The organism is Streptomyces sp. NPDC006711 (genome assembly GCF_042869775.1).
Classification (GTDB): domain Bacteria; phylum Actinomycetota; class Actinomycetes; order Streptomycetales; family Streptomycetaceae; genus Streptomyces.
In genome coordinates this window covers 824,384-836,254 of record NZ_JBIAGO010000001.1, presented here as the reverse complement: position 1 = coordinate 836,254, position 11,871 = coordinate 824,384, and the positions used below count along the sequence as shown (strand labels likewise).

General features: G+C 72.4%; 13 protein-coding genes, 1 tRNA gene and 2 pseudogenes. 10 read left to right on the top strand and 6 right to left on the bottom strand.

The window, feature by feature from the left end:
• Positions 1-216 precede the first annotated feature (216 nt).
• The 3 genes from ACFYM2_RS03690 to ACFYM2_RS03680 all read left to right on the top strand — a co-directional run bounded on the left by ACFYM2_RS03690 (position 217) and on the right by ACFYM2_RS03680 (position 2,511).
• The gene (locus ACFYM2_RS03690) at positions 217-1,089 is read left to right on the top strand and encodes an alpha/beta fold hydrolase (protein ID WP_388832955.1); all 873 of its coding nucleotides are present in this window, start codon (positions 217-219) and stop codon (positions 1,087-1,089) included.
• 379 nt (positions 1,090-1,468) lie between these two features.
• The gene (locus ACFYM2_RS03685; RefSeq protein ID WP_053725882.1) at positions 1,469-1,765 is read left to right on the top strand and encodes a type II toxin-antitoxin system VapB family antitoxin; all 297 of its coding nucleotides are present in this window, start codon (positions 1,469-1,471) and stop codon (positions 1,763-1,765) included.
• 113 nt (positions 1,766-1,878) lie between these two features.
• The gene (locus ACFYM2_RS03680; RefSeq protein WP_358998123.1) at positions 1,879-2,511 is read left to right on the top strand and encodes a LytR C-terminal domain-containing protein; all 633 of its coding nucleotides are present in this window, start codon (positions 1,879-1,881) and stop codon (positions 2,509-2,511) included.
• 51 nt (positions 2,512-2,562) lie between these two features.
• Here the strand turns inward: ACFYM2_RS03680 and upp are convergent, their stop codons facing one another.
• Positions 2,563-3,198, bottom strand: coding sequence for a uracil phosphoribosyltransferase (gene upp / locus ACFYM2_RS03675; RefSeq protein WP_053725981.1), 636 nt, complete (start codon positions 3,196-3,198; stop codon positions 2,563-2,565).
• 160 nt (positions 3,199-3,358) lie between these two features.
• Here upp and ACFYM2_RS03670 point away from each other — a divergent pair, with 160 nt between their 5' ends.
• The 4 genes from ACFYM2_RS03670 (at position 3,359) to ACFYM2_RS03655 (ending at position 5,082) form a co-directional block, all read left to right on the top strand.
• Positions 3,359-3,637: a hypothetical protein gene (locus ACFYM2_RS03670; protein ID WP_388457819.1), complete on the top strand. Its 279-nt coding sequence runs from the start codon at positions 3,359-3,361 to the stop codon at positions 3,635-3,637.
• A gap of 241 nt (positions 3,638-3,878) precedes the next feature.
• Entirely contained in the window at positions 3,879-4,466 is a 588-nt protein-coding gene (locus ACFYM2_RS03665) for a hypothetical protein (RefSeq protein ID WP_388457817.1), read from the top strand.
• A 44-nt stretch (positions 4,467-4,510) separates the two neighbouring features.
• The gene (gene tadA, locus ACFYM2_RS03660) at positions 4,511-4,939 is read left to right on the top strand and encodes a tRNA adenosine(34) deaminase TadA (RefSeq protein ID WP_358998177.1); all 429 of its coding nucleotides are present in this window, start codon (positions 4,511-4,513) and stop codon (positions 4,937-4,939) included.
• A gap of 58 nt (positions 4,940-4,997) precedes the next feature.
• Positions 4,998-5,082, top strand: a tRNA-Ser gene (locus tag ACFYM2_RS03655).
• Positions 5,083-5,136: 54 nt separating this feature from the next.
• On the opposite strand, the pseudogene ACFYM2_RS03650 reads toward ACFYM2_RS03655, so the two are convergent.
• Positions 5,137-5,330, bottom strand: a pseudogene (locus tag ACFYM2_RS03650) (hypothetical protein); the annotation flags it as partial.
• A 158-nt stretch (positions 5,331-5,488) separates the two neighbouring features.
• Here ACFYM2_RS03650 and ACFYM2_RS03645 point away from each other — a divergent pair.
• Positions 5,489-6,913: a SpoIIE family protein phosphatase gene (locus ACFYM2_RS03645; RefSeq protein WP_358998119.1), complete on the top strand. Its 1,425-nt coding sequence runs from the start codon at positions 5,489-5,491 to the stop codon at positions 6,911-6,913.
• Entirely contained in the window at positions 6,910-7,278 is a 369-nt protein-coding gene (locus tag ACFYM2_RS03640) for an STAS domain-containing protein (RefSeq protein WP_388832952.1), read from the top strand. The genes ACFYM2_RS03645 and ACFYM2_RS03640 overlap by 4 nt, the downstream gene beginning before the upstream one ends.
• A gap of 105 nt (positions 7,279-7,383) precedes the next feature.
• On the opposite strand, the pseudogene ACFYM2_RS03635 reads toward ACFYM2_RS03640, so the two are convergent.
• The 3 genes and pseudogenes from ACFYM2_RS03635 to ACFYM2_RS03625 form a co-directional block, all read right to left on the bottom strand.
• A pseudogene (locus tag ACFYM2_RS03635) lies at positions 7,384-7,932 on the bottom strand (ScbR family autoregulator-binding transcription factor); the annotation flags it as partial.
• An 80-nt stretch (positions 7,933-8,012) separates the two neighbouring features.
• Complete coding sequence (locus ACFYM2_RS03630) at positions 8,013-8,825, bottom strand: response regulator transcription factor (RefSeq protein WP_388832949.1); 813 nt, start codon at positions 8,823-8,825, stop codon at positions 8,013-8,015.
• A gap of 557 nt (positions 8,826-9,382) precedes the next feature.
• Positions 9,383-9,784, bottom strand: coding sequence for an ArsR/SmtB family transcription factor (locus tag ACFYM2_RS03625; RefSeq protein WP_388832946.1), 402 nt, complete (start codon positions 9,782-9,784; stop codon positions 9,383-9,385).
• Between the two features lie 301 nt (positions 9,785-10,085).
• Between ACFYM2_RS03625 and ACFYM2_RS03620 the strand changes: the two genes are divergently transcribed.
• On the top strand, positions 10,086-11,282 hold the full coding sequence (locus ACFYM2_RS03620) for an MFS transporter (protein ID WP_388833106.1): 1,197 nt from the start codon (positions 10,086-10,088) through the stop codon (positions 11,280-11,282).
• A 353-nt stretch (positions 11,283-11,635) separates the two neighbouring features.
• Here ACFYM2_RS03620 and ACFYM2_RS03615 read toward each other — a convergent pair whose 3' ends face one another.
• Entirely contained in the window at positions 11,636-11,842 is a 207-nt protein-coding gene (locus ACFYM2_RS03615; RefSeq protein WP_358998104.1) for a hypothetical protein, read from the bottom strand.
• Positions 11,843-11,871 lie beyond the last annotated feature (29 nt).

The following is an 11,871-nucleotide window of genomic DNA, read 5'->3' as shown; positions in this document are numbered from 1 at the left end:
GGGAATCCGACTCCGGCTGACGCCCCCCGGCCCAGGCCAGCACCACCCCGTCAAGGGGCGCGGGGAACTGCGCGACCAGCCACCCCAACGCGCAGGGACCGCGACGGGCCGGCGCGTTCCCCGCAGGCCGGCACCGGGTGTTCCGGGGCACAACCACCCGTGTTCGGGGCGCGCCCGGGGGCACGAGGAGCGCACGGGCGACGGAAGGCACCAACCATGTTCGAGGGCTTCGAGACCACGCGGGTGCGGATCGACGACGACACGACGATCTTCGTCCGGCACGGGGGCGACGGCCCGCCCGTGCTGCTGCTGCACGGCCACCCCCGAACCTCCGCGACCTGGCATCGCGTCGCCCCGCTCCTCGTCCGGCAGGGCTTCACCGTGGTCTGTCCCGACCTGCGGGGGTACGGCCGGTCCACAGGCCCCGCGCCCACGGTGGACCACTCCGGACACTCCAAGCGGGCCGTCGCCGGCGACATGGTCAAGGTGATGCGCACCCTTGGACACACCCGGTTCGCACTGGCCGGTCACGACCGCGGCGGCCCGGTCGCGCTGCGGCTCGCGCTCGACCACCCCGGCGCCGTCTCGCGCGTGGCGCTGATCGACTGCCTGCCCCTCAGCGAGCACCTGTCCCGCATCACGGCCGAGTTCGCCACGCAGTGGTGGCACTGGTTCTTCTTCGCGCAGCCCGGTATCCCCGAGCGGGTGATCAACGCCGATCCGGACAGCTGGTACCGGGGCGATCCCGCGACCATGGGCCAGGAGAACTACGACGAGTGGCGCTCGACGACGCGCGATCCCGCCGTGGTCCGGGCGATGCTGGAGGACTACCGGGCCGGTCTCACCATCGACCGGCGCCACGAGGAGGACGACCGTGCCGCCGGAACCCGGATCAAGGCCCCCGCCTTGATCCTCTGGTCCCTGCGGGACGATCTCGTCGACCTGTACGGGGACCCACTGGAAATCTGGCGCTCGTGGGCCCCGGACGTACGCGGTCACGGCATCGACGCCGGACACCATGTGGCCGAGGAGGCTCCCGGACCGCTCGCGTCGTCCCTCGCGGGCTTCTTCGCCGGCCGCCCCGAGTAGACACCTGTGCGTACGGGCGCGTCCAGCAGGCACAGACCGTCCCACAGCAGAGGGCCGGGGTCGAGGGCGGGCCGGGTGAAGACGTACCCGGCAAACGCGTACGCGGCGGCGACGGCGGCGGCCCCGGGCGAGGCCGGCTGCGGCACGGGCGAGGGCGCTCGTGGCGCGGGCGGGGGCGCGGGCCCGGGGGCGGGCGCCGGGGCGGGATCCCGCGCTCCGGTTCCGTCCGGGCCCGTGGCCCTGAGGGGCGCGGGCACGGCCGCCGTCCGGTCGCGGTCGGTCACGACGGGCCCCCACGCCAGATTTCCCCCGTTTTGCCCGGAATCGCACTCCACTTCCATGGCTGCGCCCGGAGCCACTGGCCCGGTAGGCTTTCCGTGTGATCTTCAAGCGCATCGGAAGCGGGCGGCCGTACCCCGACCACGGCCGGGAAAGCACCCGGCAGTGGGCGGACGTCGCGCCGCGCCCGGTCCGGCTCGATCAGCTCGTGACCACCAAGGGCCAGCTCGACCTGGAGACCCTGCTCGCCGAGGACTCGACGTTCTACGGCGACCTCTTCGCGCACGTCGTGAAGTGGCAGGGCGACCTCTACCTGGAGGACGGGCTGCACCGGGCGGTACGGGCGGCGCTCCAGCAGCGCCAGGTCCTGCACGCCCGCGTACTCGAAATGGACTGACCCCGCCAGCCGGGTGCGCCTTTCGGACGCTTTGCCGCGCATACGGGCGCACACACGCGCCCAGCGTTGATCATTTAGTAGGCATCGTCACGGGTCGGCACTACCCTGCGCCTATGAGCATGCTCACTCCCCCCGGCATGGGCGGAAAGTACCGCATCAAGGGTGACGCGTACCCGCGGATGCGCCGTCCCCGAAAGCGCGGCCGGCTGGTCCTCGCGCTGGTCGGCGCGGTCGTGGCCCTCGGCCTGATCGGCTGGGGGACCGTCCAGCTCATCGACGTGTTCGGGGGCGGCGGCACGTCCAAGGCCGCCGCCCACAAGAAGGGCTGCCCCGCGCCCGCCGCCTCGCGCTCCCCCGCCGCCGCGCCCCAGGCGCTGCCCAAGCCCGGCCAGATCACCGTCAACGTCTACAACGCGACCCCGCGCGCGGGCCTCGCCAAGACGGTGGCGGACGAGCTGAAGAAGCGCGGCTTCGCGATCGGCAAGGTGGGCAACGCGCCGGAGGAGTACGACAAGAAGGTCCCCGGCAACGGCGTGCTGCTCGGCGCGCCGACGGCGACCCGGGGCCCGTTCTCCGTCCTCGGTACGCAGCTCAAGGGTGCCGCGCAGAAGACCGACACGCGCGAGACCCAGGACGTCGACCTGATCATCGGCACCACGTTCGCCGCGCTGAACCCGCAGAAGGACGCGGACACGGCCATGGCCGCCCTGGCCAAGCCCGCGCCCGCGCCCTCCGGGAAGTGCTGAGCGCGCCCCGGCCGTCCAGCGGTCGGCCGGGGCGGCTGGGCGGTTAGTCGGTTAGTCGGCGGTCCCGTACATCCGGTCGCCCGCGTCGCCCAGGCCCGGCACGATGTAGCCGTGCTCGTTCAGGCGCTCGTCGACCGAGGCGGTCACCACGGTCACCGGCGTGCCCGCGAGCTCGCGCTCCATGATCTCGACGCCCTCGGGGGCGGCGAGCAGCACCACGGCGGTGACGTCGTCGGCCCCGCGCTTGATCAGTTCGCGGATCGCGGCGACCAGCGTGCCGCCGGTCGCCAGCATCGGGTCGAGCACGTACACCTGACGGCCCGACAGGTCCTCGGGCATCCGCGTCGCGTACGTGGAGGCCTCCAGGGTCTCCTCGTTGCGGATCATGCCCAGGAAGCCCACCTCGGCGGTCGGCAGCAGGCGCACCATGCCGTCGAGCATGCCGAGACCGGCCCGCAGGATCGGGACCACCAGGGGACGCGGGTACGAGAGCTTCACGCCCGTCGTCGGCGTCACCGGGGTCTCGATGTCCACCTGCTCGGTGCGCACGTCCCGGGTGGCCTCGTAGGCGAGCAGGGTGACCAGCTCGTCGGCGAGCCGCCGGAAGGTCGGGGAGTCGGTGCGCTTGTCGCGCAGCGTGGTGAGCTTGTGCGCCACGAGAGGGTGGTCGACGACATGGATCCGCATGACGTCCACAGTAACCGGGGCACAAGCACCCCGTGTCCCACCCGGTCACGGCACGAGCTGGCGTCAATCGGCCGAACGGGGGGAAGGTGGGAGAGCAGGAACCGAAACCGGGCGGTGTGAGCCAATGCCGGATAAGCACGACACTCGACAACGACGCGACATCTCACCACGACGCGACACCGCGTCACGGGGCGACACCGCGTCACGACGCGACGTCCCTCCGCGTGACGCCCCTCCCCGTGATGTACCCCCACGCGAGGTCCCCCCAGGACGTGACGCCCCGCCGGAAGGGGAGAGCGACGCGGACCGCAGGCGGCGACGCGCCCAGTTCCTGCGCGAACTGCACGAGGCGAAGGCGCTGCGCGACCGGGTCAAGCCCCGGCGCGCCCGCGCCGCCCGGATGCGCCAGGCCATGCGCATGCGAACGTTCCGCTGGTGACCCGCGAACCCGGCGCCCGCGCCGCCCGAGGCGCCCGAGGTCACGGCGGTCGGGACCCCCTTTTCGGAGCCGTCCCGCAGGCGTGATCACGGCGCGTCGGGACCCGTGATCGCGGCGACCGGGAAAACCCAACCACGGAAGAACTCTCGCAACCGCGGTTTTTTCTGCCACGATTCCGAAGGAAGCCACACAGCCGGGGGGACCCCCAACCGGCACGCCTATGACCAGTGGGAGAGTCACGGTGTACTTCGCCGCACTGCTCGCGCGCACCGAAGACGGGTGGGAAGCGAGCGACACAGAGCTCGACGATGTGGAGACGCTGTCGGATCTGGCCGACCTGGCCCGGGAAGCAGCAGCCGACGGCGCCGACGACACGGTGCTCGTCCTGGTCGAGCAGGAGGACGCGTGGTTCGGCGTCGTCCGCGTCGACGGCGAGGAGGACCCGCGCGTCTTCGTCTCCAACGCCGCCGTCGCGGCCCGCTCCTCGTACGGGGCCATGCTCACCGACGAACTGCTAGGCCACGACCAGGACGACGAGGAGGACGAGCTGGACACCCTTGACCTCGACGGCACGGAGGACGGATACGAAGAGGGAACGGCCGAGGCGGCGCAGTCGGCCGGAGCGGACGGGGCGGCCGACGTCCTGGACGCGCCGGACGCCGACGACCCGCCGTCGGACGGCGCCGTCCCCGCGGGGCCGCTCGGCGAGAGCGCGATCCTCGCCGACCTCGGGGTGAGCGAGCGCCGTCTCCTGGCGCTCGACGGCGACGCCCTCGTGACGATCGCGGACGCGCTGGGCGCGGCCGAGGTCCTGGAGGCCGTCCGCTAGTGGCCCACCCGCACGACCCCGTACGCGACCGGTGGGCGGAGCCGATGCGCTCCGCCCTGGCCGGGGCGGCACGGGCCGAGGCGGCCGGCGACGTACCGGTCGGCGCGGTCGTGCTCGCCCCGGACGGCTCGCTCCTCGCGTCCGGGCACAACGAACGCGAGGCGACGGGCGATCCGACCGCGCACGCCGAAGTCCTCGCGATCCGGCGCGCGGCCCGCGAGACCGGCGAGTGGCGGCTGACCGGCTGCACGCTCGTCGTCACCCTTGAGCCGTGCGTGATGTGCGCGGGCGCCCTCGTGCAGGCCCGGATCGACCGGGTCGTCTACGGCGCCCGCGACGAGAAGGCGGGGGCCGCGGGATCCCTGTGGGACCTCGTACGCGACCAGCGGCTCAACCACCGCCCCGAAGTCGTCGCCGGGGTGCTCGAAGAGGAGTGCGCGGCCCAGCTCACGGCCTTCTTCCGGCACCGGTGACGGACCTCTCCCCGAACCGATTTCAAACCACGGCCCACCTTGGGCTAAGCTCTCTCTCGGTAGCGTGTCCGAGCGGCCGAAGGAGCTCGCCTCGAAAGCGAGTGTGGGGAAACTCACCGAGGGTTCAAATCCCTCCGCTACCGCAGGTAGACGAAGGGCCCGGTTCATCTGAACCGGGCCCTTCGTGCTGTTCCGTCTCATTCCGTCTCCGTTGGCCCCCGGCCGACCGGCACGAGAACCCCGGCGGCCCCGTTGTCATCATCGCCCGGGCTGTCCCCGCGCGGCCACGGCAGTTGAGGACCACCCCGGTGAAACCCATCGCCGCACGCTCGCCAACTCCGAGGACCAGCAGGACCGTCGCGGCGGTGGGCCGGGCGTCGTGCGGCCGGCCTCGCGCCCGCACGCGTCGTTGGCCGAGCGGTGACGCCGGGGGCGTTCGGTAGGGTTCCAGGGTGCTGGCTTACCGGCCGGTGCCTTCCTGGGGGGGATGACGAGACGAGGCTTATGCCGGAGCAAACGAGTCCGCCAGTGATAGCGCCGAGTGGGCCTGTGGCCGCATCGGTCGAGGCGGCCAGGATGGCGGCGGTGCGGCGTTATGACATTCTCGACACTCCGCCGGACGGCGCCTACGACCGGGTCGCGGCGCTGGCGGCGCGACTGTTCGAGGTGCCGGTGGCGACGGTGACGATCGTGGACGAGGACCGGATCTGGTTCAAGGCCACGCACGGCCTGGAAGGCGTCACCGAGATCGGCCGCGATCCGGGCCTGTGTGCCTCGGCGGTGCTCACCGATGACACCACCGTCATCCCCGACACCCTGCTCGACCCGGTCGCCTGCTCCAACCCGCTGGTCGCCGGCCCGTTGGGTGTGCGGTTCTACGCGGCCGCTCCGATCATCACCGCCGACGGGTACCGGCTGGGCACGGTCAACATCATCGACACCCGCCCCCGCGAGATCAGTGAGGCCGATTCCTCCACTCTCGGGGATTTGGCAGCGGTAGTGCGTGACCAGCTTGAGCTGCGGCTCTCCGCCCTGAACGCGGTACGCGCCGAGCAGGAGCGCCGCAAGGTCGAGCAGGAGAAGCGCCAGGCGGAGGAGGAGGCCCGGCAGCGTGCGGAGCGGGACAAGGCGGCCATCGCCGCGTTCGCCTCCACTCTGCAACGCACCCTGGTGCCACCAGCGCTGCCCGCGGTACCGGGCCTGGAGCTGGCCTGCCATTACAAGACCGCCTCCCCGCAGGAAGTGGGCGGTGACTTCTACGACGTCTTCCCCGTGGGCGGGGGCCGGTGGGCGTTCTTCCTGGGCGATGTGTGCGGCAAGGGCGCCGAAGCCGCCTCGATCACGTCACTGACCCGCTACACGCTGCGGGCCGCGGCCCTCGTCGACGCGGACCCCACGGCCGCGCTCAGGGCTCTGAATACCGCGCTGTTGCTGGACGCGGCGGTCGGCACCCGCTTCTGCACCGCCGTCTTCGGTCTGCTCGATCCGGCTCCGGATGGCGGTTTCACGGTCACGCTGGCCACCGGCGGTCACCCGCCTGCCTACCGCCTGAGCCCCGTCGAGGGCGGCGGGGTGCAGGTGGAGGCGGTCCGCGCCAAGGGCGGCATGCTGGTCGGCGCGTTCGCCGAAGCCGCCTTCGCCTCACGCACCCTGCACCTGGCCCCCGGCGAGGGACTGCTGCTCTACACCGACGGGCTGACCGAGGCCCGCACCGCCGACGGCCGCATGCTCGCCGACACGGGTCTGACCGACTTCCTGGCCCGGCGCCCGGTGCCGGTCAGTGCCGGCGCCCTGATCGACGACACCGTCGCGCTCCTGGACACCCTGCCCGACACCGAACGCGACGACGTGGCCCTGCTGGCCCTGTCCGTACCCACCCCCGATGCCGCACCCGTCGGCATCACCACCACCGCTCACAGCGCCGCCGCCCCGACCGCCGACGTCTCCGTCGGGCAGGAGAACCGACGCCCATGACCGACGCATTCCACCTCGACGTCCCGCACACCGACGGTGCCCTGGCCGTGATCGTCCTGTCCGGCGAGTTCGACATCGTCGCCGCACCCGTCGTACGGGCCCGCGCCCTGGAACTCATCGCGAACGGCCATCCCCACCTGGTCGCCGACCTCGCAGGAGTCACCTTCTGCGACTCCTCAGGACTGGGCGCCCTCGTCGGCATCTGGCGCTGCGCCAAGGACGCCGACGGCTCCCTCACCCTGGCGGCCATCCCCGGCCGGCTGAGCCGTCTGCTCGGCGTCACCGGGATGGACACCTTCCTGCCCGCCTACCCCAGCGCCGACGCCGCGCTTGCCGAACGCCAAGGCAACCGCACCACCGCCTGAAGCCTCTCGCCGCGCAGACGACGAGGCGTCCAACACCGCCTGCGCCTCGTCGTCCCGGGGCGTGATGACCAGGTGGCCGATCATGCCCGGGGCGACCATGCCCGGCAGCAGCAGGCGCCACATCGCGGTGACGCGCTCGGGCAGGTCGGCCCGGTCCGTGTAGACCTGCGACATCACCTGCATCCCGGCGAACCCGCCCACGATGACGGACGTCGCATCGGCCAGATCGAGGCCGGGCAGGATCTCGCCCTGCGCACGTGCCTCGTCGAGGAGGCGGCGGATGGCCGCGCTCGACTGGTCGTAGGGCGTGTCCGCCTGGCGCGGGAACGACGTCTTCTCCATCGCGAGCCGCACGATGGCGCGCAGCACCGGATCCCGCTGGAGCTGACGGGCGTACCCGAAGGTCAGGTCGATGACCGACTGCATCCTGGTGGACCGCTCGGGGGCGACCAGAGCCCCGCTGTGCTCCGCGAACAGGGCGACCGCGATGGACTCCTTGGACGGGAAGTGGTGGTAGAGCGCGCCCCGGGTCAGCCCGCTGCGCGCCAGGATCTCGTTGGTGCCCGCCGCGTCGAACCCCCGGAGGTCGAACACCTCGGCGGCGGCCTCCAGAAGCGCTTGCCGCGATCTCGTGCCGCGTTCCTGCTTCGCCATGCCCCGATCCCCGCCGCTCCCTCGTCCGTGTCGATACGGACAAGTCTGCACTGTAGCGGCGAGGCGGAAGCGCGGTCCGCTCAGGGCGCGCCCAGGCGGAAGCCGACGCCCCGCACCGTCACGATCCAGTTGCTCGAACCGAGCTTGCTCCGCACGCTGCTGACGTGCGTGTCGATGGTGCGGCCCCCCGGCGCGTCCGAGTCTGCCCAGACCAGGGCCATGAGCTGGCGCCGCGTGACGATCGCGGCCGACTGCGCCGCGAGCAGGTGCAGCAGGTCATACTCCTTGCGCGTGAGGTCGACGGGCAGGCCGTGCAGCGTGACCTTGCGGGTCTCCGTGTCGATGCGCAACGGGCCGCGCTCGATGGTCCGGACCGCGGGCGCGGGCCGGACGCGGCGCATCACCGCGGTGATACGGGCGAGCAGTTCGTGAAAACCGTACGGCTTGACCAGGTAGTCGTCCGAGCCGGCCTGGAGCCCGAGCACCCGGTCGAGTTCGGTGCCGCGCTCGGTCAGGGCGATGACCGGGGTGTCGCTCGTCGCGCGGATGCCCCGGCAGACCTCGAGGCCGTCCAGGTCGGGCAGGTCGAGATCGAGCAGGACCAGATCGGCCCGCCGGTGCGTCTGGAGCGCCTGGCTCCCGGTGGTCACGGCCTCGGCGCGGTATCCGTGCCGGATCAGGTCCTGGACGAGGGCGTGCGCGACCGGCTCCGCGCTCTCCACGACCAGGATGCGCAGGGCCGGGTACTCCAACGGTACATACGGGTGGGACACGGGCCCCTTGGCACGTAACGCCGCCGTGTCGTCCGCGCGCGCCGCGTCGTCCGCGCGCGCCACGTCCGCGTGCGCGTCCACGTCCCTGTCCACGTCCGCGTCCGGTATCCGCTGGTCCATGTGCTGTGCTCCCCCTGAACGCTGACTCGCCGTCGGCCGATCACGGAAGATACCAAACAGACTTGTCTGATTGTCAACGGATAGTCAGCGCAGGGTGAAGCGCCCCCTGACCATGACGGCAGGGCGCCGGGGCGGGGCGGAGGCCAGGCTCCTCCCGTACGGACACGGAAAGGCCAGGCCAGCGGTTACCTTGCCGCCAGGTCGACCCGGAAAGGCCGCTCAACCGGCTCTCCCTGAATACCCAACTGGGTTGTCTGTTTCTTTACCGGGCGCCAGCCGGGCGGCGGCACGAAGGACCGCACACCCCGGAGCCCCGCCTCACCCCCACAGCCCCGCCTCACGCGGACGATTCGGCCGCCGCCCGCCGCGACGGCGAGATGTGCGCCGGCCACGTCCCAGACGTTGGCCAGGACCAGGGGTGAGTCCAAGGTGTGCGAGGAGCGGAATGCGGCGCTCTTGTCGCGCCGCAAGGCCATGCCCCCATCAGACCAGACAGCCGGGCACGCGCGAAGGGGGCCGCCGCGCATCGAACGGGCCCGCGCGGCACCGGGGTTCGGCTAAGGCTCCTCCGGGGTCCAGGCCACGACCAGCCCGACGAGACCGGGGAAACGCTCTTCGAGGTCGTCGACGCGGACCTGGCTGCGCCGCTCAAGCCCGTACTGGCGCTGCCGGGTGACGCCCGCCTCGCGCAGCGCCTTGAAGTGGTGGGTGAGCGAGGACTTGGGCCGGTCGAGGCCGAACCAGCCGCAGGAGTGGTCGAAGTCCTCCGACTCCAGGAGCAGTTTGCGCACGATGGTCAGGCGCAGGGGATCGCTGAGCGCGCCCATCACCGTCTCCAGGCGCAACGCCTCGACGGGCGGTTCGGGCAGCGGCGCGGGAAGCCCCTCGGGCGCCGCGACGACCTTGATGCCGGGCGCGTGGTGCGCCGCCGATGGCCTGGTCGCGCTCGTCGTCCTCATTGCCGTCTCCTCGTCCACGTGACGCGCTCCTTGTACGAGTTGAATCGTACTACCTGCTAAGTTCGACTCAACTCGTACAAGGGGTGCTGAGAAGCACGGAGAGGGGACAGCCATGCCCGCATCTCGAACTGGGGCCGCGTGCAGGGGCGTTGAGGGCCGACACTCCGGGGCGCCGCCAGCCCCGCCGACCCCGGTGTGCGCGCCGACTCCGGTGAACGCGCCAGCCTCGGCGGCCCCCGTGGCCCCGGTGGACGTGCCAGCCCCAGCGGACGCGCCGACCCCGGTGGAGGCGCCGACCCTGGTGGACGCGCTGGCCCCGGTGGACACGCCGGGTCGGTGGATTTGGGGGGCCGCCTGGCCGGTGACCGCGGTGTTCGTGCTGTCCAACGCGACGACGCCGCTGTACGGGCTGTGGCAGCGTGACATCGGCTTCTCGCGCGGCACCCTGACCGTGATCTTCGCCTGCTACATCGTCGGCCTGCTCGGCTCGCTGCTGGTCTCGGGCGTGGTCTCCGACCGGCTCGGCCGCAAACCCGTCCTGCTGCCCGCGCTCGGCCTGGCCCTCGCGGCCTGCGCGATCTTCGCGACCGCGTCGTCGGTGGCGGCGTTGATGGTGGCCCGGCTGTTCACGGGGATCGCGGTCGGCGCGGTCGTCTCGGCCGGTATGGCCGCCGTCACCGATGTCGCGGGGCCGGCCCGCAGGCGCCGCGCCGCCCTGCTCGCCTCCTGCGCGATGGTCTTCGGCGCGGGCCTCGGCCCGTTCCTCGCCGGCTCGCTGTCCGAGACGCTGCCCGGGCCGACCGTCACCGTCTTCGCCGTCGAGGCGGCGCTGCTGCTCACCGCCGTCGTCGCGGTGGTACGGATGCCGGTGCCGCGGCCCGTCGCCCCCGCCCGGGGCAGCTGGGTGCGCGTGCCCGGAGTCCCGCGTGGCAACGGGTCTCAACTCGCCCTCGGAATCGCCGTGTTCGCCCCCGGCATCACCGCGACCTCGTTCGTCCTGTCCCTGGGCCCCTCGCTGCTCTCCGGGCTGCTCGGCACGGAGAGCCGGGTGGTCGCCGGCGCCATGGCCTTCGCCATGTTCCTGACCGCCACCGGGGTGCAGTTCGCGGTCCGGGCGCTGGCCCGGCGCACGATCCTGATCGCCGGAGCCCTGAGCACCGCGCTCGGCATGGCCGTCCTCATCGCGGCGGCGCACACCTCGTCAGCGCCCGCGCTCGTCGCCGCCGCGCTCCTGGCCGGCGCGGGCCAGGGCCTCGGTCAGCTGGGCGGCCTGTCGCTGCTCAACTCCGCCGTACCGCCCCAGCGCCTCGCCGAGGCCAACGCGGCCCTGAACATCGGGGGGTACGCCCTGGCCGGCGTGCTGCCGGTGTCGGCGGGATACCTGAGCGACGCGGTGGGACTGACCCGGGGGACCACTCTCTTCGCGGCCGTCCTGCTGGCGCTCGCGGTCATCGGCGGGCTCGTCGTGGCGCGGGGCCGGACCGACGGCCCTCGCTGAGCCGTACCCGCGCGAGGGGGCGAGTGGTGGAGGGGGCGAATGGTGGAGGGGGGGTGAAGGGGAGAGGTGGACGGGGGGAGCGGCATCGGGGGGACAAGCCGCTCCCCCCGACGAGAACAGAACCCGCGGGCCCGCGCCGCGTTCAGGGGGAAGCCGGCGGCGCGCGCCCCGCGGTGGGGCCCTGTTCCTGGCCCACCGCATTCCTGCCAGATGAGGTGGGCTCACGAACCATCCTGCTCTTTCGTCACCCGCCCACCGCCGGGCGAAGGGCCCCGATCCCGGGCCCTTGGTCCTCAACCTGGTTCCTCGACCCCTGCCGGGTGATCAGCGCTTGGGTGATCAGGGTTGGGTGATCAGCGGTTGGGTCGCTTGACCCAGCCCTTCTTGACCAGCTGGTCGCAGTGCCACTTGCTGTAGGCGGGGGACTCGCCCTTCTGCTTGGTGGCGCCCAGGCAGTCCGCGTAGGAGTACGGCGGCGCGGGCTTGGAGACGGGGGCCGCGCTCGCCACCGGGGCGGCCAGGCCGATGGCCGCGACCGCCGTGGCCAGGGCAATGCTCATTCGACGCATGGGAATTCACCTCTCGCTCA